We start from the raw sequence: 22271 nt of genomic DNA, 5'->3' as shown, positions 1-22271 counted from the left end.
CGGGTCAGGCCATTCCTCGAGTTAGCGACATGCGCCAGGCAACGGCACACGGCTCGAGAACAAACGGACCACTAGAGACAAAAACAAGCGGCCACCGTGAGGCAGCCGCTTGGTGTCCTTCCAGAGAGCGGAATATCACTCCCCAAAAGTACGGATCAGTAGAGACGCTCGAAACGCTTGCGCTCACGCTGAACCTTCTTGGCGTGGCGCTTTACAGCGGCCGCCTGCTGACGCTTGCGAACAGCTGTCGGCTTCTCGTAGTGCTCACGACGACGCACTTCGGAAAGAACACCGGCTTTTTCGCAGGAGCGCTTGAAACGGCGCAGGGCGACGTCGAACGGCTCGTTGTCACGTACTTTAACTGAAGGCATTAAACACTCACCTACCTTGAGATCATGAGTTCGGTTTGAACGCACATCCGGTGCAGCCACTCCTCAGGAGCCACCAGCCAGCGACGGTAAACCGCCACCTGCAGGTCGATCCAGCATCAATCAGTCGCCTGCGACACCACCGGTGAGGGTAGCCGTCGCTGGCTGGAATCATGATTCGGGGAGCTTTTGCGGGGTGGTCGGATGCACGACCCAGTCTTGCAGAGTGCCATATTCTAGACACCCGCCCCCGGCTTTGCAAACGCGGAAACCGGAAATCCTCTCTGCCTCAACGCCAGCTGGCGCGACACCCGTGCTCACAGCCAGTAGAATATCGCGCATTCACGGCACACACGCCTCTCGGGCTCGCTCAGGCAGCCTCACTGGCCGTGCCGCCCTCTACTTCTGATATTTCCTGAGAGTCAGCCATGCGTGTGCTCGGCATCGAGACTTCCTGCGACGAGACCGGCGTCGCCATCTACGACACGGACCAGGGCCTGCTTGCAGATGCCCTCTACAGCCAGATCGCCATGCACGCCGAGTTCGGCGGCGTGGTGCCGGAACTGGCGTCGCGTGATCACACTCGCAAGCTGCTGCCGCTGATCCAGCAGGTAATGGATGAGGCGCAGCTGAAGGCCGCTGACATCGATGCCATCACCTATACCGCAGGCCCGGGCCTGGTCGGCGCGCTGATGGTCGGCGCGTCCACCGCACACGGGCTTGCCAAGGCATGGGGAGTGCCGGTGCTCGGCGTCCACCACATGGAAGGCCACCTGCTGGCGCCGATGCTGGAAGACGATGCACCGGAATTCCCCTTCGTGGCGCTGCTGGTCTCCGGCGGACACACCCAGCTGGTCGCGGTGCGCGGACTGGGCGAATACGAGCTGCTCGGCGAGTCCGTGGATGACGCCGCCGGCGAAGCCTTCGACAAGGCCGCCAAGATGCTGGAACTGCCCTACCCCGGTGGCCCGCAGGTCGCGAAGCTGGCCGAACAGGGCGATCCCAGGCGCTATCGCTTCCCGCGCCCGATGACAGACCGCCCGGGCCTCGACTTCAGCTTTTCCGGCCTCAAGACCCACACCATGGTCACGCTCAAGAAGGCCAAGGCCGCGGATGACCTGGACGAGCAGCACTGCGCCGATATCGCGCGCGCCTTCGAGGAAGCCGTGGTCGACACCCTGGTCATCAAGTGTCGTCGCGCACTGGACCAGACCGGCCTCAAGCGTCTGGTCGTCGCCGGTGGCGTGAGTGCCAACACCCGTCTGCGTGAGCGCCTGAGCCATGAGCTGACCAAGCGCAACGCCCGCGCCTACTACCCGCGCGGCCGCTTCTGCACCGACAACGGCGCGATGATCGCCTACGTGGGCGCGCAGCGCCTGAATGCCGGCGAGCAGGACACCGGCCCGATGAAGGCCGTGCCGCGCTGGCCGCTGGACAGCCTGGCGGCCCCGAGCACAGCGCAGGACTGAGCCCTGCCAGACGCCAGCGCCCTGCCAGACGCCAGCGCCCTGCCAGACGCCGGTACCCTACCAGACAACAACGCCCTGCCGATGAGAATCGGCAGGGCGTTGTTGTTGAGGGGCCAGTCATGCTCACCGCCGGACACTGACACCAGCGACGTGCTGCCTGATGGTGTCAGACCGAGACATCAGAGAGCAGCGTCAGACCGTGGCATCGGCGCGCGAGATCATGCGACAGCGCCAGCTGAAGTCCACCGGCCATAGCGGCTGCTGTTCGGCGCGCCCGGCGGCCACGAACGCCTTCCAAAGCGAGGCGTAATCCTCGCCGGTGACGGGGTGGCGCTCTTCGCCGAACGACTCGGCCAGCGGCAGCAGCACGAAGGCATTGCGATCGACCTCATCGCGCGGCAGCATCACGCCATCGACCTCTCCGGTCAGAGTACCGACAGTCAGCAGATCCAGATCCAGGGTACGCGGACTGAACTTGGCGCTGTTCTTGAGGCGACCATTGGCCAGCTCAAGCTGCTTGCACCAGGCCTGCAACTCGCCGACGCTCCAGTCACTCTCGAAACCTGCGACCAGATTGAGGAAGTTGCGCCCGTCGACGAAGCCCACCGGCTCGCTCTCGTAGACGGAGGACAGCGTCAGGTTGCCGAAGGTCGCCTCCAGCGCATCCAGGCAGACCCGCACATGATGCTCGCGCTCGATATTGCTACCGATGGAGATCAGTACCAGACTCATGCCGGCGCATCCGAGACGGTCTCGAGGCTGCCGCGCACGATGCGCACGCCAACGGCGGCGGCTTCCGGCACGGCGCCCGGCTTGCGCACCGTCATGGTCAGCCAGGGAATGCCGAACTCTTCACGCAGCAGCGCTGCCAGGCGCTCGGCGAAGGTTTCCACCAGCTCGAAGTGGCTCTCTTCGGCGAAGGTCTGGATGCGCGCGCTGATGGCGGCGTAGTCCAGGGTGTGCGTCAGGTCATCGTCGGCAGCTGCGGCACGAATATCCGTGGCCATTTCCAGATCCATCACCAGACGCTGGCGAATGGTACGCTCCCAGTCATAGACCCCAATCACGGTTTCCACGGCCAGAGCCTCGATCAGCACACGATCCACGGCGTTACCTCTATGCTTGTCGAATGAACGAATAAAAACGACGCCCAAGGCCCCGCCATCATGCGACTGATTCTACTGCACCCGGCCCCTGCTTGGCCAAGCTGCCTGCCCCTCTCTCCCTGCCTGTGTGCGACACCTCGGGCACGCAGCGAGTCGACATCATGCTGACGGGCCTGATCGAGTGGGCCGCGCAACTGGCCGCCTGGCAACAGTTGAGCCTGCTGATGGCCGTGGCCTATGCCAGCGGTTCGGTGCTGGGCGCGGTGTGGATCTGTCAGCGACTGGGACTGCCCGACCCACGCCTGGCGGGGTCCTTCAATCCGGGCTTCTCCAATGTGCTGCGATTGCATGGCGCACTGCCCGCCGCCCTGGTGCTGGTCTTCGATGCCGCCAAGGGCATGCCGGCACTCTGGCTGGGGCTGGCGCTCTCGCTGCCGCCCTGGGCGCTGGGATTGATCGGGCTGGCCGTGCTGATCGGCCACAGCCTGCCGCTGTGGCACCGTGGCCATCGCGGTGGCAAGGCCGTGGCCGCTGCCTTTGGCGTATTGCTGATGCTGGCGCCAGGCGTCGCCTTGAGCTGCGCCGCGCTGTGGGTCGGGCTGGCCTGGCGACTGCGCACGGCGGCCATCGCCTCGCTGGTAGCCGGACTGGCGGCGCCCCTGTTCAGCCTGTGGCTGGCGCCGCAGATGAGCGGCGTGATTCTGGTCTTCGCCAGCCTGATCGTGATTCGTCATGCGCTGAATCTGCGCCGCCTGAGCGATGGCAGCGAGCCGCGCCTGTAAGCATGCTTTGCTCACACGCAGCGCACTGCTCATGAAAAATACGCTCTGCTCACACGCTGCGTTTCGCTTATAAAAACACGCTCTCCCTCACAAAACCCTTCCTGCAACCAAGACGCAAAAGCCCCGGCGCAGGGCCGGGGCTTTCGGGTTCATATACTCGGATCATTTGCTCAGAGCAGGTGCTCAGGCCAGGTACTCAGCAGCGGTCAGGTGCTCAGTGACTGTGTCCGCAGCCGCAATGAGGCGCGTGCACTTCCGGCATGGCCTGCCATTCGCTCAGCGCCTGCTCGATGGCCTGCTGGCGCTGTTTACTGAGCGCACGCCCGATCTCCGCCCCCTTCAGGCCCTGTTCGACCAGAGACTGCGGCGACACCGCCGTCGCGGCTTGCCAGACGGCATTGCCCAGCCGCGCCAGGCCCTTGTCCTCGACGGCCAGCAGGGCCACCAGCACCGACTGGCGCTCGCCACGCCGCCAGGCATCGACACCATCCAGCCAGGCCTTGAGATCGGCTGCGCTCACGCCACCTTCCCGCCGCGAGGCCTCGTTCAATTCCCGGCACAGACGTGCCTGCTGGGCGGCGTCACGCACGGCGCTGGGCAGGCGCAAGTCCTGCGCCAGGGCATCGATCTCGTCGCGTGACAGGTGCTCCACCAGGCGCGCCATGCGCCAGCAGACCATCTCCGCCTCATCGACCAGCTGACGCGGCAGGCGGTCCAGACGCGCCAGCGCCGCTGCGAGCTGCTCGGCATCGCGGGTCAGCGGCGGCATCAGCACCGCCAGCGCCCCCAGCTCATCGAGCAGCTGGAAATAGGCTTCGGGACTGGCCTCGCCCAGCGCCTTCTCGGTCTCCTTCCAGACCCGCTCAGCCACCAGATGCGAGACTTCACCGCTCTCGACCATGGCGACCATCATCTGCCGGGTCTCCTCCGCGACCGTGAAGCCGAGCCCCTGATAGCGCGCCAGAAAGCGTGCCACGCGCAATACGCGCAGCGGGTCTTCGCTGAAGGCGCTCGAGACATGACGCAACACGCGCGCCTCGAGATCCGCCAAGCCACCGTAGGGGTCGATCACCTCGCCCTGCCCCGGCGTGCTGTCGAGCGGCTCGGCCATGGCATTGATGGTCAAGTCGCGACGAATGAGGTCCTCTTCCAGCGTCACATCGGGACTGGCATGCACGCTGAAGCCGACATACCCGTGGCCGGACTTGCGCTCGGTACGCGCCAGCGCGTACTCCTCCTGGGTCTGCGGATGCAGAAAGACCGGGAAGTCCCGCCCGACCGGCCGGAAGCCACGCGCCTGCATGTCTTCCACCGTCGCGCCCACCACCACGAAGTCGCACTCGTGCCACGGCCAACCCAGGCGCGCATCACGCACCGCGCCGCCCACGCGATAGACCTCAAGCCCGCTCAACAGGCGGTCACGCGAATCGGTCAGCGAAGAAGGCGTCGTCTGAGTCATGCGAATGTCCTTGCCCTGCGGCACGAGATACAAAGCTGAATGAGGAAAGCGAGGAAGTACGGCCAGTGATGGCAGTCACGTGCAGACGGCGTCAGCTACCGCTCTCGACGTCATCGCCATGCGTCAATTGGTACTGGGTAAAGCCACCATCGAGGGAATAGACCTTCTCGAAGCCCTGCCCCGCCAGCCAGGCGGCGGCCTGCTGACTGGAATGGCCGTGATAGCAGACCACCACCAGCGGCTTGTCGCGCGGGGTGTCTTCCAGAATGGCACCGGCACTGGCGTTGTCCAGATGACGGCTGCCCGGGATACGCCCCTGCGTGAAGCTGAGCGGATCGCGGATATCGAGTACCACGAGCGACGGGTCGCGTTGACGCCAGTCACTGAGGGTTGCGAGATCAAGATGTTCGAAACTCATGCGGACTCCGCTTGTTGAGTAAGGGAAAGGCATTCGCCAGCGACGGCAGACCTGCTGTCACTGGCGACGGGAGGGCGCTCAGCGCGAGGTCAGCGCCGGCTCGAAGACGCGCTCTTCCGTCTCGAGATTGAGCGCCGTCAGGCCACCGCCCCACACGCAGCCGGTGTCCAGCGCCTCGACATCCTGACGCGCCGCCGGTGTCTCGCCTTCCAGAGCAGCCCAGTGACCGAACAGCAGGCGCGGTGAGTCATCCCAAGCCCCTTCGGGACGCGGGTACTGGAACCAGGGACGGCTCCCCTCCGGCGCGCTGTCCAGTCCTTCCTTGGCCGCGAAATCCAGTCGGCCATCACTGTGCAGAAAGCGCATGCGCGTGAAGACATTGACGATGCAGCGCAGGCGCGGCGTGCCTTGGAGATCCTCCTGCCAGCGGTCCGGCGTATTGCTGTACATCTCGCCGAGAAAGCCTCGATAGTCGTCGCCTGCCAGCACGGCGTGCGCTTCGCGGGCATAACCGGCCGCCTGGTCCAGCGTCCAGCTCGGCAACACGCCGGCATGGCTCATCACCGTGCGGCGATTGCCGACCAGCGCATCCACCATCAGCGGCTGGCGACGCAGCCAGTCCAGCAGCTCCTCACGGTCCGGCGCCTCGAGAATCGGCGTCAGCGTATCGGAGCGCTTGTGACGGCTGAAGCCTTCGGCCACCGCCAGCAGGTGGAGGTCATGGTTGCCCAGCACCACCCGCGCATCATCGCCCAGCGACTTGACCAGACGCAGGCACTCCAGCGAGCCCGGCCCGCGATTGACCAGGTCTCCCGCCAGCCACAGCACATCGCGCCCCGGCGTGAAATCGAGGCGCTGCAACAGAAGTTCGAACTCTTGATGGCAGCCCTGCAAATCGCCAATCGCCCACTGCGTCATGCCCACTCCCTGACCGCCGTGGCGGCCTGACTTGCTGTCTTGAATACGAAACGCTGCGTCACGCGGCCACCCTAGTGAACCTGATGCGGACCGGCGAGACGGAACGGTGCGATGGCGACCTCGAAGGTGCGCGCGTGGGTCGCGTCACAGAAGGTATAGGCCCCCTGCATCACGCCGACCGGCATGTCGAGCACGGCGCGCGAGGTATAGCGAAAGCTCTCGCCGGGCGCGATCAGCGGCTGCTTGCCGACCACGCCCTTGCCACGCACTTCCTGCTCATCGCCGCTGCCCTGGGTGATCTTCCAGTAGCGCGCCAGCAGCTGCACGGTCTCATCCGTCCCGTTGTGCACGGTGATGGTGTAGCGGAACACGTGTCGGTTCTCGCTCGGACGACTCTCGTCGGCGCAGTACTCGGGTACGGCGTCGATACGGATGTCCGCCACGCTACTCATGCGTCGTGGTCGCTGGCGTTGCGGGCGTCGCCCTTGGCATCGCTCTCGGCATCGAGGCGCTCGCCACTGTCACTATTCCCATCACTACCACTGGCACTGTCGGCTGCCGGCGCACCGTGGCCGACATTGCTGCGCGGACGCTTCTTCGGAGCCTTGTCGGCCTTGTCCACCGTCATGCCCTGCTCACTGAGGTGGTTGCTGATCATCACCAGCTCAGCGACGGTCAGTGTCTGCGGACGACGCGAGGGATCGATGCCCAGCGCGGTCAGCTGGTCGGCATCGATGCGGCCCTTGAAGTTGTTGCGCAGCGTCTTGCGGCGCTGGGAGAAGGCTTCGCGCACGATGACGGCGAGCAGCTTCTCGTCCTTGGCCGGGTGCGGCAATTCACGGTGCGGCACCAGACGCACGATGGCGGAATCCACCTTCGGCGCCGGGAAGAAGGCGCTCGGCGGCACCAGGAACAGATTTTCCACCGCGCAGTAATACTGGGTCATCACCGACAGGCGGCCCCAGTCGGTGCCACCCGGCTCGGCGGCCAGACGCTCGACGACTTCCTTCTGCAGCATGAAGTGCATGTCGGAGATCGCACCGCGTGCTTCCAGCAGGTGGAAGATCAGCGGGGTGGAGATGTTGTACGGCAGGTTGCCGACCACGCGCAGTGCCGGGCCGTCACCGACCAGCTCCGGGAAATCGAAGCGCAGGGCATCGCCTTCGTGGATCACGAAGTCCGGGTAGTTGAAGAACTGCACGCGCAGGCCCGGGATGAGGTCACGGTCCAGCTCGATGACTTCCAGCTTGCCTGCCGCTTCCAGCAGCGGGCCGGTCAAGGCACCCTGCCCCGGACCGATCTCGACCAGGCGCTCGCCTTCCGCGGGACGAATGGCATTCACGATGCGAGAGATGACGCCAAGGTCCTGCAGAAAGTTCTGACCGAAACGCTTGCGAGCGCGATGCGCGGGGAAATGTTGGGACATGGGACTGACCTTCCTCCTGGGAATCCATCGGGATTCCCGACAACAAGACGCCGCCATGGCCTGCAGGGACACAGGCAGACCGGGGCGGCGAGACCATCCTCGATGGTCGAATGACTGGGGTAGCGAGACGCCACGCTGTGGCGCACGCCTGACGTGCCGCCATGCGGTCACGCCCGAGTGATGCGGGGATTATCTCAGGCTCGCGCGGCGGCTGCCATATCGATGGCGACACGCACGGCCTGCAACAGGCTGCCGACGTCGGCACGCCCGCTGCCGGCAAGGTCCAGCGCCGTGCCGTGATCCACGGAGGTACGCACGATCGGCAGGCCCAGCGTGATGTTGGCGGCTTCACCGAAGCCGGCATACTTGAGCACCGGCAGGCCCTGGTCGTGGTACATCGCCAGTACCGCATCCACGCCCTCCAGATGCCGCGGCGTGAACAGGGTATCAGCCGGCAGCGGGCCATCCAGCTGCATGCCGGTCGCGCGCAGGGCGTCGAGCGTCGGGGAGATCACCTCGATCTCCTCATGCCCCAGATGCCCGCCCTCGCCGGCATGCGGATTGAGCCCGCACACCGCAATGCGCGGCGCGGCACAGCCGAAGTAGCGCGTCAGGTCCTTGGCGAGGATCTTCATCACCCGCGTCAGGCCCTCGGGCGTGATGGCATCGGCCACCTCGCGCAGCGGCAGATGCGTGGTGGCCAGCGCCACCCGCAGCCCGGGGCACGCCAGCATCATGACCACTTCCTCGACCCCGCAGACATCGCGCAGGTATTCGGTGTGGCCGGTGAAGCCCGCATGCCCGGCCTCGATCACGGCGGCCTTGGACAGCGGCGCCGTCACCATCGCACTGGCATGACCCGCCTGGCAGGCGGCGATGGCGACATCCAGCATCGCCAGCACATGATCGCCATTGCGCGCATCGATCACGCCCGGCTCGCTGGGCACTGCCAGCGGCACCGGCCATACAGCCAGCTCACCATTGCGGGCCGGCGGCAGCGGGTCACCCGGCGCCAGCTCATGCACCACCAGCGGCAGTCCCAGCAGGCGGGCTCGACTGACCAGCAAGGCGGGGTCTGCCACCGCGACCAGCTGCGCGGGGAACGCTTCCGCCTGACCGGCCAGCATGACCAGCAGTTCCGGGCCGATACCCGCCGGCTCACCGGCGGTCAGGGCGATGATGTCGGGCGCAGTCTCTTCGCGACGATTCATGACGGTGTCTCGCTGCTCCACTCGGACTTACTGCTCATCGAGACGGTTGTCGACATAGGCCTCGGCACGCACCTGCTGCTGCCAGGCTTCGAGCTCATCATTGAGCTTGCGCTGGAACAGGGTCTTGCGCACCTTGTCACGCTGGCTGGAGTTGGTCACATCCTGCTGGCGACGCTCCTCGACTTCGATGATGTGGTAGCCGAAGCGGCTCTTGACCGGCTGGCTGATCTCGCCCACGTCCAGACCATTCATGGCCGTCTCGAAGGAGGAGACCGTCTGGCCTGGGCTGACCCAACCCAGCTCACCACCCTTGAGAGAACTGCCCTTGTCGTCGCTGAATTCCTGAGCCAGCGCGGCGAAGTCCTCGCCTCCCAGCAGACGGCGGCGAATGGACTCGGCACGCTCAAGCGCCTGCTGATCACTGAGGTTCGGGTTGGGCTGGATCAGGATGTGGCGTGCGCGCGTCTGGGAAATCAACGCCTTGCCCGCGCCACGCTTCTCGATCAGCTTGACGAGGTGATAGCCGCTGGCGCTGCGCAGCGGCTCGGAGACCTGACCGGCCTGCATGTTCGGAATGACATCGGCGAACACCGTCGGCAGCTCACCGCCGGAACGCCAGCCGAGATCACCGCCGCTCAGTGCCTGACTGCCGGCGGATTCGGCGGCAGCCAGCTGGGCGAAATCGGTGCCCTGCTCGATCTGCTGGCGCAGGCTGTCGGCCTTGGCGCGCGCGGCCTTGACCTGGTCCGGCGTCGGCTCCTGGGGCAGTGCCACCAGCAGGTGGGCCAGATGGTACTGGACGTCGCTGCCGACATTCTGCTGATTGAGATAGCGATCGATCTCACGATCGGAGATCCGCACCCGGCTAGCCACGCTGCGCTGCTGGATCTGCTGCACCAGCAGCTCACGACGCACCTGATCGCGCACCTGGGCCAGTGACATGCCATCCTGCTCGAGCTTGTCGGCGAAGGCTTCCAGGCTCATGCCGTTGTCCTTGGCGATGCCGCGCAGGGTGGCGTTGAGCTGGGTGTCATCGATGCTGAGGTTGGCCTGTTCCGCCAGCTGCAGCTGAATCTGCTCATTGACCATACGATCAAGAACCTGACGCTCCAGCACGTCGCGCGGCGGCAGGTTGATGCCACGGCTCTGCAACTGCTGACTCGCCTGGGTGACGCGCTGCTCCATGTCGCTTTGCATGATGGCGTCCTTGTTGACCACGGCAACCACGCGGTCGAGCAACTCGGCGGCACCGGCCGGCAGACTCGCCAGCACAAATGCCAGCCCCAGCGGGGCAATCAGGGTCTTGCGCATCACATGTTCTCTCGGCGTAAAAATGTTGATGGCGCCGCCCTGCGGCGGCGCCCTGGCGTCATTCACGGCCTGGCGCGGCGACTCAGAAGCCCGCGTTGCGATAGCCCGGTACGGCCTGTTCCAGGTAGCTGTCAGCACTCTGGCCAACGCCTCCCAAGCCCTTGAATTCAAAGGTCAGGAAGATGCCATTCTTCTCTTCGTCATCCGAGATGGTGTTGGCGGTGTCGTTGTCATCCTGCCATTCACGCCAGGTGACCTGCACGCCGTAGCAGCAATCGTTGTACTGCACGCCCAACACCTTCTCCAGTGAACGGGAATTGGTGCTGTCATACATGTAGCGGCCCAGCAGCGACCAGCTCTCGCTCATCGGCGTCGCGAAGGAGAAATCCCACTCGTTGCGGGTATAGCCCAGCACGTCATCCTCGTCCTCATCGTCGTAAGGCACGAAGCCTTCGATCTCACGATTGAAGCCAAAGTTCAGTACCGTGCCCTGTTCCGCACGATAACGCAGCGAAGTCTGGGCACTTTCGGTCACGCCACGATCGAAATCCTGGAACACGGCCTGGGAGGCGGTCCACTGGTCGTTGAGCACCACATCGGCCTGGAAGACCACCGGCGAGCGGTCACGCGTCGCACGATAGTAGTCGGAGTAGCTGTCGAAGTCGGAGCGTGAGGTCTTGTCCGGATCACCGTCCATGTCGATGTTGCGGTCCGACAGGTAGCTCGACTGGCCGACGCCCAGCTTGAGGCGCTCACGGCCGCTTTCATCGCTGATGAAGCGTGACGACACGCCGTAGGAGACCTTGTTGGTATCGCCGACACGGTCACCCCCGCTGAAGCGGTACGGCGACCACAGCTGATTCCAGCTGAAGGCGTCTTCCGAGGTGTCGAAGTCGGGCAGATCGGACTGGTCGACCTCCGGCACGTAGGCGTAATAGAGGCGCGGTTCCAGCGTCTGGGTATAGCCGTCGCCGAACCATTCGGTCTCGCGATCGAAGATCAGGCCGCTGTCCAGCGACAGCACCGGGATGGTGGCGGACGGACTGGTGCTGCGGTCCGTCTCGCGGTCACCGTAGTCCAGGCTGTACGACAGGCTGACCAGCTGGGCGCGCGGCTCGATGAAACTCCAGCTCTGATCGCTGCGCCAGCCCAGCGCCGGCGCCAGACGCAGGCGCGAACCATTGGCGGCCTGGTCTTCGTCGATGTCGGTATCCGTCTCATCGACATCACGCCAGAAGTAGGTCGCGTTGGAATTCCACTCTTCGTAGAAGCCGTTGGACTGACTCCAGCGACCATCCGCGGTCAGGCTCGGCAGACGGTAGAACGGCTTGTCATCGTTATCCAGCGGGTAGTCCATGCGCTGGTAGCCCTGCGCCTTGAACTGCAGGTCCCAGACATCGCCGTGGTAATCGAGCTGTGCCAGACGCTCGAGGCTATCGGTTTCCGTTTCCCCGAAATTGCGCCCGAAGTCGTCGAAATAATTGCCATCGGAGGCAGCGCCGTACTTCAACTGATAGTCGGTACGGGCGTCATAGCGGCCAGCATGCTGGTAGTTGATGTACCAGCGGTCCTCGCCGATCAGATCTTCCTCGTCATCGTCGGGGTCGCTGCCGCCATCGTCATCGGCGAGCCAGGCGCCCTCGATGCTGCCTTCATCGCCACGCGGCAATAGATAGCGGAATTCGCCTTCCAGCATCTCGCCACGCTCGGAGATGTAACGCGGCGTGAGGGTGGCGTCGTAATTGGGCGCCAGATTCAGGTAGATCGGCTGGGCGTAATCGAAGCCGCTGGAGCTGGTGTAGCTGAACTGCGGCCACAGCAGGCCCGTGTGGCGACGGTCATCGACCGGGAAGCGCACATAGGGCCAGTAGAAGACCGGCACGCCGCCCATTTCCATGCGCGCATGCTTGGCCGTTCCCCAGCCGGAGTCCTGATCGATGGTGATGTCGCTGCCGACCAGACGCCACAGGCTGTTGCCCGGCTCGCAGGAGGTGAAGCTGGCATCCTTCAGGCGGTAGCGACCATCCTCGAGACGCGCCAGCTGCACCGCGTCGCCGCGCACATGCTGCTCGTGAAAGACGTAGTGACCGTTGTCGACGCTGGCCGCATCGCTGTTGAGCGAGACCCGCGCGTCGTCGCCGCGCAGCAGGACCCCGGGCTGGCGATAGGTGACAGGCCCCTTGGCGGTGGCGGTGTCACGCGCCTCGTTGACGCTGACCTCGGGCGATTCCAGCTGGGAATCGCCGCGGCGCAGCACCACCTCCCCCATCAGGGTGGCGACGCCATCGTTGCCGTAGTTGGCCTTGTCGGCCGAGGTCGTGACCTGCTCCGGCGTGTCGCCCGCTTCGATACGGTAGGCCGGCGTGACATAGCGCCCGGAGCACAGCTTGCCCTGCGGCACCTCATCATAGGGCTGCCAGTCGAGCTGACTGGCTGACAGGGGCTCGGGCGGAGCGGCCTGTGCCATCAGAGGGGCGCCGGCGACCAGAGGCGCCAGGGTCCACAACAGACGGAAAACCAGTGGCTTGAGCTGCCAGACCGGGCGGTCATCGCCCAATCGGGCTATCGGTGCCTGCCGGGAATGAGCAGACAGAGAGGGAGTCGCGAAGCGACGCTGACGTCGCCCGGGAGCGGTCGTCGGCTTGCCCGGATGGGATGAATGGCTGCGCTGGGCCATGGCTGCTCTGTGTCCTTGGCTGGGGGAATCGGTATTATACAGGCCCAGCAACCGGCCTTCCTGCTTGCCGGTTCCGCCTGCCTTCTCGTCACCACACGACAGCATGCGGGGCCGCGGCACAGGCGTCAACTGACAGCCGGCCCCGCACACGCCGACAGGAGCCCAAGCCCCATGACATCCGACGCCCGCCGCCAGGCGCTGCACGCCTGGGCCGCCGCCCGCCACGACCTCACGCCAGAGGCCGTGCGCATGAGCGCCGTGGCTGACGACGCCAGCTTCCGCCGCTATTTCCGCCTGCACCTAGAGGAACTCGACCCGGCCACGCCGGCGCGCATCCTGATGGACGCCCCGCCCGAGAAGGAGGACAGCCACGGTTTCGTCGCCATCGCCCGCCAATGGCGCGACGCCGGCCTGCCGCTGCCCGAGGTCTTCGCCTTCGACGAGTCACTCGGCTTTCTGGAGCTGGAAGACCTCGGCGACACCCCGCTGATGACCGCCCTGACCAGCACCGAGCACGCCGACCACTACTATGGCGAAGCCATCGGGCTGCTCGAGCAGCTGCATCAGCTGCCGTCCGGCAACTTGCCTGCCTATGACGACGCCCGCCTGTCCGCCGAACTGGAGCTGTTTCCGGAGTGGTGTCTCGGCCAGCTGCTCGACATGCCGCATGACCGCCGCTACGCCGCCTGGGGCAAGCTGACGGGGCAATTGCTCGCGGCCGCCAGCGCGCAACCGGTGGTGAGCGTGCACCGCGACTTCCATGCCCAGAACCTGTTCCTGCATCAGTCGGCATCCCAGCACCAGCCCCGGCTGTGGATCATCGACTTCCAGGACGCCGTCAGCGGCCCCGAGAACTACGACCTGATCTCGCTGCTGCGCGACCGTCACTGGCGCTGGCCGGAACCCGCCATGGCACGCTGGATCGAGCAGGCGCGTCTGGCCGCCTTGCCACGCTACGCCGCGGCCGGCCTGCCGGCACCGAGCCCGCTGGAATACCGCCAGAGCGTCGAGCGCATGGGCGTGCAGCGCAATCTCAAGATTCTCGGCATCTTCGCGCGCCTGACGCTGCGGGACGCCAAGCCCCGTTACCTGACGCTGATGCCGCGCTTCCTCGGCCACCTGCGCGAAGGTCTGGCCTTCTGCCCGGAACTGATCTCCTTCACCCACTGGCTGGATGAGGTGCTGACGCCGGCGCTGTCACTGCGGCTGGCCGAGGAATGCGAAGCGCGTGATCTGCGTCTCGCCAACGGCGAGCGCCCCGAGATCAACCTCGATGATTACGATGAGCTGGCGGCACTCGCCGATCGCGCCGCCCGCCTGCAGCGCAATGCGGCCGCCGCTGACACCGAGAAGAGCGCTGCGACAAGTGGGGAAAGCAAGGAAAGCGCAGCAAATGCCGACAACGAGTCAGGGAGCCACTGATGCGCGCGATGATTCTGGCGGCCGGTTTCGGCACGCGCATGCGCCCGCTGACCGACCACACCCCCAAGCCGTTGCTGGAAGTCGCCGGGCTGCCGTTGCTGGAGCACCATCTGCTGCGTCTGGAAGCGATCGATGTGGACAAGGTCGTCATCAATGTCGGCCACCTGGCCGACAGGATTCTGAGCCACTTCGCCGCGAAGCCGAATGCCCAGGGCCAGCTCGAGGCTTGCTGGCAGGGGAGCAAGCGCCGCCTGACGCTGATCTTCTCGCGCGAGGAGACGCCGCTGGAAACCGGCGGCGGCATCGCTCGCGCCCTGTCACTCTCCGATGCGCTGACGCAGGACGCAGGCGATGACACGCCCTTCCTGCTCATCAATGGCGATGTCTGGTGTGACGTCGACCTCACGTTGCTGACCATCCAGGCGCTGGCGAGCCATTCACTGGCCCCGCTCGCCGACCAGCCGCAGGCGCTGGCAGGGCTGGTGCTGGTGGACAACCCGCCACATCATCCCCGCGGGGACTTCCTGCTCACCCCGACGGGGATAGTGAAGGACGAAGCCGGCGCCGAGAGTGACGAACAGGACGAGAAGGAAGAGAAAGACGAGCAGGCCGGCAGCCGGCTGACCTTCTCCGGTGTGTCGTGGCTGTCACCACGCCTGATCCGCCGCGCCATCGCCGAGACGCCGGCCTACCAGGGCCCCGACAGCGTCTTCAAGCTGGCGCCGCTACTACGTGACGCCATGCAGCATGGCGAAGTGCGCGGCCTGCATCATCGCGGCACCTGGATCGATGTCGGCACCCCACAGCGCCTGGCCGAGCTGGATGAGCTGCTGAGCCACGCCAGGGCCTGAGCCAGCGCGATATAAGCTCAGCGCTGGACGTTCCTCCGGGCACACCGATGACAATGCTACCCTGTGCGCCATCGTGCTCACCGCGCCCTTATTCCTATAGCCCCTGGCCTTTATAGCCACTAGCGCCGGGCCGGTGGCGCATCAACGACTTATCAGAAGGAGAAGTTCCGACATGGCAATGAACGCCAGCATCAAATGGACCGATGGTCGCCAGTTCCTCGCCGAATCCGGCAGCGGCCACAGCGTGGTCATGGACGGCAATCCGGACAACGGCGGTCGCAACACCGGTCCACGTCCGATGGAAATGCTGTTGATGGGTCTGGGCGGCTGCACCAGCTTCGATGTCATCCAGATTCTGGAAAAGGCCCGCCAGCAGGTCACCGACTGTCACGCCGAACTGAGCGCCGAGCGCGCCGATAGCGTGCCGAGCGTGTTCACGAAGATTCACGTCAAGTTCGTGGTCACCGGTCGCAATCTCAAGGAATCCCAGGTCAAGCGTGCCGTCGAGCTGTCCGCCGAGAAGTACTGCAGCGCCTCCCTGATGCTGAGCGCCGGGGGTGTCGAGATCACTCACTCCTACGAAGTCATCGACATCGCGGCCTGATCACACCTCGCCCTCCCGCCGTTCAAGGCCCCACCGACGGCGGGAGGGAGCGCACCACTGACGACGTCTCGCCAGGATCGGCGGGAATTGTCGCTGGCGTGTCAGCCCTGCCTGTGCATAATACGCCCCTCAAACCGGTCGTCTCACCGGTCGTCTCGTGGCAAAGATGGTACGCAATGCTCCCTGCGAGTCATGCTGCCAGCGCTCGGGACGGGCCTTTCGAGATGCCCTCTTCGGCCCGATGCCTGCCTCTGCCCCATTGCAATGGCGCATCGGATGTCATACCACCCTCCCATTTCAAGGAGGCCTGGACGTGAGCGATCAACTCCGCCTTCACGGGTTCAACAACCTCACCAGTTCGTTGAGCTTCAATATCTACGACATCTGCTACGCGCAGACCGAAGAGCAGCGCACGGCGTATATCGATTACATCGATGAGCTCTACAATGCCGAGCGTCTTACCCAGATCCTCAAGGATGTCACCAACATCATCGGTGCCCACGTGCTGAACATCGCACGCCAGGACTATGAGCCGCATGGCGCCAGCGTGACCATCCTGATCGCCGAGCACGAGCTGGAAGAGCAGGACGTGTCCCAGACCGCGCCGGGCCCGGGCCCGCTGCCGGAAACGGTCGTCGGCCATCTGGACAAGTCTCACGTCACGGTGCACACCTATCCCGAGTCCCACCCGGACAACGGCATCAGCACCTTCCGTCTCGATATCGATGTCTCGACCTGTGGCATGATCAGCCCGCTGAAGGCGCTGAACTATCTGATCCACAGCTTCGATTCCGATATCGTGACCATGGACTACCGCGTGCGTGGCTTCACGCGCGACGTGGATGGCAAGAAGCTGTTCATCGATCACGACATCACCTCCATCCAGGATTACCTGGCGGAAGACACCAAGCGTGCCTACCAGATGGTCGATGTGAACGTGTATCAAGAGAACATGTTCCACACCAAGATGCTGCTCAAGGACTTCGAACTGGACAACTACCTCTTCGGCACCTCGCGTCGCGAGCTGACCTTCGAGGAAGCCACCAACATCGAAGGCCGTCTGCGTCGTGAAATGCTCGAGATCTTCTACTCGCGCAACTTCGACTGATCATCGCCTGCGGCATGCACGGCAGTCGCAGCGCCTGTGTCTGCTTGCCTGAGGCCTGATGACAGCCCGAAAAAAGCCCCTGACACCTCACGGTGTCAGGGGCTTTTTGTTGCCTGCCTGCCGGTTCAACGTTCGCCGGCGGGGCCCTCCCTGTCTGGCGGAGCGGCATCCCCCAGGCGCTGTTCCATCTCCTCATTCACCTGGCGATGCAGCGCCTCGCGGTGGCGCTCGCGCTCAGCCAGCGACTCACCCCGCTCCTGCGCGACCTGATCCAGCCGTTCACGCAGCTCGCGCACTTCCGTCGTCAGCTCGCTGATCTGATGATAGAGCGCCCGCGTCATGTCGCGCTGGGCACGCGCCGCCCGGGCCTCCTGCTCGCTGTCATCCTCGATGAAGATCGAGCTGATATAGGCGGCGAAACTCCCGAACAGCCCCACGCCCCCGACCATCAGCAGCACCGCCACCACGCGACCGAGCGTCGTGATGGGATAGTAGTCGCCATAGCCGACGGTGGTCACCGTCACCACCGCCCACCACAGCGCCTCCTCGGCGGTATTGATGGGGCTGTCGGGATTGGGTGTCTCCACCATCAGCATGGTCAGGGCACCGAACACCACCAGCAGCACCGTGGCGGTGGCCGCCGAGGCGAAGACCCCCTCGGCCCGGTTGCGGAACAGCAGCTTCCAGATCATTTCCATCGACTTGATGGCGCGCAGCACCCGCAGCACCTGCACCACGCGAAACAGCCTCGCGCCCTGGAAGAGCCCCGCCGGGATACAGGCCAGCAGGTCGATCCAGCCCCACTTCATGTACTCACGCTTGCTCTTGGCACTGGCGAAGCGCTTGCAGAAATCGATGAAGAAGAACAGGCAGACCACGTAGTCCATGTATTCCAGCAGCCGCTGGACCTGGGGTGACAACACAAAGACAAGGTCCACCACCATGGCGCCGATCACATAGATCGACAGCACCAGGATGAACAACTGAAAGGGCGTGACGCGTTCCTGCATCCGAAGACTCTCCGTGAATGGGGCTCTGGAAAGCCTACCCCATCCTCGTCGCCCTGACAGTGTGCAGCCACCGCTGGCGTGCGCCCGAGCACTCATCTGTCCGATGGTTCATGCATCCCTGGGCTCAGGCGCCCGCGCTCATCAAGCCTTGTTGCGCGACTCCTCGTCACTCGGGGGCTGGAAGGTGGACTGCTCGCTGATGTCCTCCCCACTGATGCGATTCAAAAGCTTGCGCAACTTGTGACGCTGCCTGCGTGATGACAGGCGATTGGAATCCCAGCGCTCCGGTACCAGCGCACATTCTCCATTGGCATCGTGCAGGCGGAAGGCACGCTCGACGCCGATCGGGTGGTCCTCACTGCCGTAGATGCCGATGATGCTCAGCGTCAGGCGCTGGAATTCCAGCTGCTCATTGCTGGGCCAGTGGCCGTCGAGCGAGATGCCATTGCGGCGCGCCATGCGCTCGATGACTTCAGAGAAAGTCCCGATATGCAGGAAGTCGCCCGAGCCCAGCGGCCCCTGACGCGTGGTATCGGAGATACGCCATTCACTGCTGCTGGAAGCCTCCTGCGCGGGCTGTTCGCTCTCACCGTCCTGCTGATTGTTACCCTGCTCGTCACCTTCCTGATAGCTGCGTTCGAACTCGGTGACATCCATCAGCAGGCTGCCATGACTGGTATCCAGCCTGGCGATGATGTGCTCGATGAAGATCGATTCGGCACTCATGTTGCTGACGATGCACAGACTGTCGATACCCTTGGACTTGCCGCGATTGATCAGCACTCGCGGGCGACGCTGGCGACGGAAGTTGTGATACAGCAGCTGCGCATAGACCAGCCAGATGAAGAACGAGCCGATACTGGCTATCGCCGAGATGGTTTTCGAGTGATTCGCAATCCACTCCATCATGCTGACCTCCCCTGTCAACGTTGTCTGGTGCACCCTTTCTTGGGGACAGCGACAGGGGATTGCGAGCATTGATTTGGCGTTAAACCTCCTCGCGGCTGACCTGATCTTCGCCCAGCAGTGCCTGCCAGAGGGTGATGACCCGCTCACGGTGGGCGGCAATCACCGGGTGCTGCTCCAGTCGCATCAGGCTGCCGTGCTTCTCCAGCGCCAGGCGATGACTGACATCGCGATAGGCCAGATAGGCCTCGCGCAGCTCACCGGCCTGCTCGCCCGGCAGCCGTCCGCAGGACTCGAGGGTTTCCAGCAGCCGCATGTTGTCGCTCCACTCGAGCAGAGCAGGCACCTGATGACTCAGCGCCAGCACGCAGTACTGGGCGAGAAACTCGATGTCGACGATGCCGCCGGCGTCCTGCTTGAGATGGAACTGGCCGGCCTCGCGGTCCTTGGCGCTGCTGCCCAGGTGATCACGCATCTTGTGGCGCATGGCGATCACCTCCTGGCGCAGCGTCTTCTCGTCCCGCTGCTGACCGAGCACCTCACGGCGCACTTCCTCGAAGGCCAGCGCCAGCGCCGGGTCTCCCGCCACGGCCCGCGCGCGCACCAGCGCCTGATGCTCCCAGGTCCAGGCTTGCGTGAGCTGATAGTCCCGGAAGGCCGCCAGACTCGAGACCAGCAGCCCCGAATTGCCCGACGGGCGCAGGCGCATGTCGACCTCGTAGAGCGCACCGGCCGGCGTCACCGCCGTCAGCAGATGGATGATGCGCTGCCCCAAACGCGTGAAGAACAGCGGGTTGTCCAGCGGCCGCGGGCCATCCGTCTGGCCCTTGCTGGCAGCATCATGCAGGAAGACGAGATCCAGGTCCGAGCCATAGCCCAGCTCGATGCCACCCAGCTTGCCGTAGCCGACGATCACGAAGCTGCCACTCAGGCTGTCGCCGGTGATCGGCTGGCCATCGCGCCCGATGGGGAAGCCATGCTTGCGGGTCAGGGTCTTCCACGCCATCGCCAGCACCTGTTCCAGCACCACCTCGGCGATGAAGGTCAGATAGTCACTGACCTTCATCAGCGGACGGGCACCGGCGATATCGGAGGCCGCCACGTGCAGCACCTGGGCATGGCGGAACACCCGCAAGGCCTCGAGCAGCGCCTCTTCATCATCTTCGGGAATGCGCGACAGCGCAGTGCGCAGCTCATCGGCGAGGCGCGTCTTGTCGGCGGGTGAGTAGAGGTTATGCGGGTGCAGCAGCTCGTCGAGCAGCACCGGATAGCGCGCCAGCTGCTCGGCGATCCACGGGCTGGCCGCACACAGGCGCATCAACTGCGCCAGCGCATCCGGATTCTCGCGCAGCAGCGCCAGATAGGCCGTCCGCCGCAATACCGCCTCGATCAGCGGCAAGACGCGCTCCAGCACTCGGCTGGCATCGTGCTCGCCGGGCTTCCCGGGGTCGCCCGCCGCCGAGCCCAGCGCCTGCAGCAATGGCGGCATCAGTGCATCGAGACGATCAAAGCCGATGCGCTGCATGCCCTGCACCGCACGTGACCGCCGCAGGCTGTCGAGGCGCCGGAAACTCTCGGCGGCACTTTCGAAGCCACTCTCGGCGAGCAGAGCCTCGCCCTCCTCGGCCGTCAGCTCGCCACGCCACAGTGCTCGCCACTCATCCAGCGCCTGCTGGCCTTCGCCCTGCTCGGCCTCGTCGTCTTCCGGCGCGGCGATCACGTTGTCAAAGTGATGGCGGATGCGCGTACGCACCTCTTCCAAGCGCGCGGTGAGCGCCTCCCAGTCGGGCAGCTTCATGGCCAGCGCGAGGCGCTCGCGGCCCAGCGGGTCCAGCGGCAATGTCTGGGTCTGGCGGTCGGCCTGGGCCTGCAGAGCGTGTTCAAGATCGCGTAGGAAGACGTAGTCCGGCACCAGCTCATCCACGACCGCCTGCGGCAGCAAGCCCAGGGCTGGCAGGCGCGCAAAGGCCTGCTTGAGCGAGGTGACCTGCAATTCCGACTCACGCCCGCCCCGAATCAGCTGGAAGGCCTGGGCGACGAACTCCACCTCGCGAATGCCGCCGGAGCCGAGCTTGATGTTGTCGGACAGCCCGCGCCGCTTGACCTCGCGGTTGATCATCGCCTTCATCTCGCGCAGCGACTCGATGGCACCGAAATCCAGATACTTGCGATAGACGAAGGGCCGCAGGTGCGCGATCAGGCGCTCGCCGGCAGCGACGCTGCCCGCCACCGGGCGCGCCTTGAGCATCGCGTAACGCTCCCATTCGCGGCCCTGATCCTGATAGTAGCTGGCCAGCATCGAGAAACTGCCGACCAGTGGCCCGCCGTCCCCCAGCGGACGCAGCCGCATGTCGACACGGAACACGAAGCCATCGGCGGTCATCGCGTCCAGCGCGGCAATCAGCTTCTGGCCGAGACGCGTGAAATATTCCTGATGATCCAATGACTTGCGACCGCCCGATGTCTCGCCCTTGTCGGGGAAGGCGAAGATCAGATCGATATCGGAGGAGAGGTTGAGCTCGCCGGCGCCCAGCTTGCCCATGCCGAGCACCACCAGCCGCTGCGGCTCGCCGAAGCGGTCCGGCGCGGGGCGGCCGTAACGCGGCTCAAGCGAGGCTTCCAGCCAGCCAAGCGCGCCCTCGAGAGTGACTTCAGCGAGGTGCGAGACCGCCGCCGCGGTCTGCCACATGTCGGCGCCGTTGAGGTCGCGCCACACGATGCCCAGCATGCGCAGCTGGCGGAAGCGCCGCAGCACCTGCTGCATCGCCTTCTCATCATCGGCACTGGTGAGGCCGGCGGCGAGGCGCTCAGTGAGCTGGGCGACCGGCAAGGCGCGCTCCAGCTCGCCACTCTCGAGCAGCTCGGACAGCAGTTCAGGGCGACGGCATAGCGTCTCCAGCGCGAAGTCGGACAGCGTGATCAGACGTCCCAGCTGGCTGCGCTGACGCTCATCGAGGGCCAGAAAGCTCGCAAGCGGTGAGCTGTCATCACCACGCATCTCGCTGAGGTTCTCAGCCTGGGTCAGGCTCTCTTCGAGGCGCTCCTGGGCGGCGCACAAGGCGCTCTCGAGCGTGGCACGGCTGTCAGCCGACTGCTCGGCCAGCAGCGATGACGGCGCAAGGAAATCAGCGGACAACAGTGGGCGGGACTGCGCGGGGGATGGCTGGGGCATGGTCGTCTCCTTCGATCCAGCCCTCAGCATAACGGAGGCCGCAGGCACATGAC

Annotated in this window: 19 protein-coding genes and 1 pseudogene; 6 read left to right on the top strand and 14 right to left on the bottom strand. The window is 65.0% G+C overall.

Going from position 1 to position 22271, the window contains the following annotated elements:
* Window positions 1-155: 155 nt before the first annotated feature.
* On the bottom strand, window positions 156-371 hold the full coding sequence (gene rpsU, locus R2R70_RS17340) for a 30S ribosomal protein S21 (RefSeq protein WP_024951433.1): 216 nt from the start codon (window positions 369-371) through the stop codon (window positions 156-158).
* A gap of 425 nt (window positions 372-796) precedes the next feature.
* Here rpsU and tsaD point away from each other — a divergent pair, with 425 nt between their 5' ends.
* Window positions 797-1837, top strand: coding sequence for a tRNA (adenosine(37)-N6)-threonylcarbamoyltransferase complex transferase subunit TsaD (gene tsaD / locus R2R70_RS17335; RefSeq protein ID WP_043334645.1), 1041 nt, complete (start codon window positions 797-799; stop codon window positions 1835-1837).
* A 192-nt stretch (window positions 1838-2029) separates the two neighbouring features.
* Here the strand turns inward: tsaD and folK are convergent, their stop codons facing one another.
* On the bottom strand, window positions 2030-2569 hold the full coding sequence (gene folK / locus R2R70_RS17330; RefSeq protein WP_043334642.1) for a 2-amino-4-hydroxy-6-hydroxymethyldihydropteridine diphosphokinase: 540 nt from the start codon (window positions 2567-2569) through the stop codon (window positions 2030-2032).
* Complete coding sequence (gene folB / locus R2R70_RS17325; protein WP_043334640.1) at window positions 2566-2943, bottom strand: dihydroneopterin aldolase; 378 nt, start codon at window positions 2941-2943, stop codon at window positions 2566-2568. Before folB ends, folK begins: the two co-directional genes overlap by 4 nt.
* Window positions 2944-3104: 161 nt before the next feature.
* On the opposite strand from folB, the gene R2R70_RS17320 reads away from it, so the two are divergent.
* Window positions 3105-3725, top strand: a complete 621-nt coding sequence (locus R2R70_RS17320; protein WP_153636562.1) for a glycerol-3-phosphate acyltransferase — start codon at window positions 3105-3107, stop codon at window positions 3723-3725.
* A 214-nt stretch (window positions 3726-3939) separates the two neighbouring features.
* On the opposite strand, the gene R2R70_RS17315 is transcribed toward R2R70_RS17320, so the two are convergent.
* From R2R70_RS17315 to R2R70_RS17280, 8 genes and pseudogenes are all read right to left on the bottom strand, one after another.
* Window positions 3940-5184, bottom strand: coding sequence for a polynucleotide adenylyltransferase (locus tag R2R70_RS17315; protein WP_410978597.1), 1245 nt, complete (start codon window positions 5182-5184; stop codon window positions 3940-3942).
* Window positions 5185-5275: 91 nt separating this feature from the next.
* Window positions 5276-5602 (bottom strand): thiosulfate sulfurtransferase GlpE, encoded by a 327-nt coding sequence (gene glpE / locus R2R70_RS17310; protein WP_054557228.1) that lies wholly within the window; start codon window positions 5600-5602, stop codon window positions 5276-5278.
* Window positions 5603-5680: 78 nt separating this feature from the next.
* Complete coding sequence (locus R2R70_RS17305; RefSeq protein WP_410978596.1) at window positions 5681-6520, bottom strand: symmetrical bis(5'-nucleosyl)-tetraphosphatase; 840 nt, start codon at window positions 6518-6520, stop codon at window positions 5681-5683.
* Window positions 6521-6591: 71 nt separating this feature from the next.
* A complete protein-coding gene (gene apaG / locus R2R70_RS17300) occupies window positions 6592-6972 on the bottom strand; it encodes a Co2+/Mg2+ efflux protein ApaG (RefSeq protein ID WP_043334633.1) in 381 nt (126 codons plus the stop codon).
* A gap of 185 nt (window positions 6973-7157) precedes the next feature.
* Window positions 7158-7946, bottom strand: a pseudogene (gene rsmA / locus R2R70_RS17295) (16S rRNA (adenine(1518)-N(6)/adenine(1519)-N(6))-dimethyltransferase RsmA); the annotation flags it as partial.
* Window positions 7947-8140: 194 nt separating this feature from the next.
* The gene (pdxA, locus tag R2R70_RS17290; protein WP_410978595.1) at window positions 8141-9157 is read right to left on the bottom strand and encodes a 4-hydroxythreonine-4-phosphate dehydrogenase PdxA; all 1017 of its coding nucleotides are present in this window, start codon (window positions 9155-9157) and stop codon (window positions 8141-8143) included.
* Between the two features lie 27 nt (window positions 9158-9184).
* Complete coding sequence (locus R2R70_RS17285) at window positions 9185-10468, bottom strand: peptidylprolyl isomerase (protein WP_043334629.1); 1284 nt, start codon at window positions 10466-10468, stop codon at window positions 9185-9187.
* Window positions 10469-10550: 82 nt separating this feature from the next.
* Window positions 10551-12935, bottom strand: coding sequence for an LPS-assembly protein LptD (locus R2R70_RS17280; RefSeq protein WP_107336741.1), 2385 nt, complete (start codon window positions 12933-12935; stop codon window positions 10551-10553).
* A 381-nt stretch (window positions 12936-13316) separates the two neighbouring features.
* Between R2R70_RS17280 and R2R70_RS17275 the strand changes: the two genes are divergently transcribed.
* The 4 genes from R2R70_RS17275 (at window position 13317) to speD (ending at window position 17130) form a co-directional block, all read left to right on the top strand.
* Window positions 13317-14567 (top strand): aminoglycoside phosphotransferase family protein, encoded by a 1251-nt coding sequence (locus R2R70_RS17275; protein ID WP_410978594.1) that lies wholly within the window; start codon window positions 13317-13319, stop codon window positions 14565-14567.
* Window positions 14567-15418, top strand: a complete 852-nt coding sequence (locus tag R2R70_RS17270) for an NDP-sugar synthase (protein WP_410978593.1) — start codon at window positions 14567-14569, stop codon at window positions 15416-15418. The genes R2R70_RS17275 and R2R70_RS17270 overlap by 1 nt, the downstream gene beginning before the upstream one ends.
* Before the next feature lie 178 nt (window positions 15419-15596).
* A complete protein-coding gene (locus R2R70_RS17265; protein WP_054557233.1) occupies window positions 15597-16022 on the top strand; it encodes an OsmC family protein in 426 nt (141 codons plus the stop codon).
* A gap of 313 nt (window positions 16023-16335) precedes the next feature.
* Window positions 16336-17130 carry an adenosylmethionine decarboxylase gene (speD, locus tag R2R70_RS17260; protein ID WP_043334620.1) on the top strand — a complete coding sequence of 265 codons (795 nt, stop codon included), beginning with the start codon at window positions 16336-16338 and terminating at the stop codon, window positions 17128-17130.
* Between the two features lie 125 nt (window positions 17131-17255).
* On the opposite strand, the gene R2R70_RS17255 is transcribed toward speD, so the two are convergent.
* The 3 genes from R2R70_RS17255 to glnE form a co-directional block, all read right to left on the bottom strand.
* A complete protein-coding gene (locus tag R2R70_RS17255; RefSeq protein ID WP_082388934.1) occupies window positions 17256-18140 on the bottom strand; it encodes an ion transporter in 885 nt (294 codons plus the stop codon).
* A 141-nt stretch (window positions 18141-18281) separates the two neighbouring features.
* Window positions 18282-19049: a hypothetical protein gene (locus R2R70_RS17250; RefSeq protein ID WP_410978592.1), complete on the bottom strand. Its 768-nt coding sequence runs from the start codon at window positions 19047-19049 to the stop codon at window positions 18282-18284.
* Window positions 19050-19128: 79 nt separating this feature from the next.
* Window positions 19129-22218, bottom strand: coding sequence for a bifunctional [glutamate--ammonia ligase]-adenylyl-L-tyrosine phosphorylase/[glutamate--ammonia-ligase] adenylyltransferase (gene glnE, locus R2R70_RS17245; protein WP_410978591.1), 3090 nt, complete (start codon window positions 22216-22218; stop codon window positions 19129-19131).
* Window positions 22219-22271: the final 53 nt, after the last annotated feature.

It is taken from the genome of Cobetia sp. SIMBA_158 (genome assembly GCF_046566945.1).
In the GTDB taxonomy this organism is placed as follows: domain Bacteria; phylum Pseudomonadota; class Gammaproteobacteria; order Pseudomonadales; family Halomonadaceae; genus Cobetia; species Cobetia amphilecti.
Note: the sequence above shows the minus strand (reverse complement) of the source record. Positions and strands in the feature narration are given on the sequence as shown.

Coding starts and splice junctions, on each gene's coding strand:
- R2R70_RS17305 (WP_410978596.1), bottom strand. CDS start 6,520: ATGACGCAGTGGGCGATTGGCGATTTGCAGGGCTGCCATCAAGAGTTC.
- R2R70_RS17285 (WP_043334629.1), bottom strand. CDS start 10,468: ATGCGCAAGACCCTGATTGCCCCGCTGGGGCTGGCATTTGTGCTGGCG.
- R2R70_RS17265 (WP_054557233.1), top strand. CDS start 15,597: ATGAACGCCAGCATCAAATGGACCGATGGTCGCCAGTTCCTCGCCGAA.
- R2R70_RS17315 (WP_410978597.1), bottom strand. CDS start 5,184: ATGACTCAGACGACGCCTTCTTCGCTGACCGATTCGCGTGACCGCCTG.
- apaG (WP_043334633.1), bottom strand. CDS start 6,972: ATGAGTAGCGTGGCGGACATCCGTATCGACGCCGTACCCGAGTACTGC.
- R2R70_RS17270 (WP_410978593.1), top strand. CDS start 14,567: ATGCGCGCGATGATTCTGGCGGCCGGTTTCGGCACGCGCATGCGCCCG.
- folK (WP_043334642.1), bottom strand. CDS start 2,569: ATGAGTCTGGTACTGATCTCCATCGGTAGCAATATCGAGCGCGAGCAT.
- glpE (WP_054557228.1), bottom strand. CDS start 5,602: ATGAGTTTCGAACATCTTGATCTCGCAACCCTCAGTGACTGGCGTCAA.
- R2R70_RS17320 (WP_153636562.1), top strand. CDS start 3,105: ATGCTGACGGGCCTGATCGAGTGGGCCGCGCAACTGGCCGCCTGGCAA.
- glnE (WP_410978591.1), bottom strand. CDS start 22,218: ATGCCCCAGCCATCCCCCGCGCAGTCCCGCCCACTGTTGTCCGCTGAT.
- R2R70_RS17250 (WP_410978592.1), bottom strand. CDS start 19,049: ATGATGGAGTGGATTGCGAATCACTCGAAAACCATCTCGGCGATAGCC.
- tsaD (WP_043334645.1), top strand. CDS start 797: ATGCGTGTGCTCGGCATCGAGACTTCCTGCGACGAGACCGGCGTCGCC.
- R2R70_RS17255 (WP_082388934.1), bottom strand. CDS start 18,140: ATGCAGGAACGCGTCACGCCCTTTCAGTTGTTCATCCTGGTGCTGTCG.
- pdxA (WP_410978595.1), bottom strand. CDS start 9,157: ATGAATCGTCGCGAAGAGACTGCGCCCGACATCATCGCCCTGACCGCC.
- R2R70_RS17280 (WP_107336741.1), bottom strand. CDS start 12,935: ATGGCACAGGCCGCTCCGCCCGAGCCCCTGTCAGCCAGTCAGCTCGAC.
- rpsU (WP_024951433.1), bottom strand. CDS start 371: ATGCCTTCAGTTAAAGTACGTGACAACGAGCCGTTCGACGTCGCCCTG.
- R2R70_RS17275 (WP_410978594.1), top strand. CDS start 13,317: ATGACATCCGACGCCCGCCGCCAGGCGCTGCACGCCTGGGCCGCCGCC.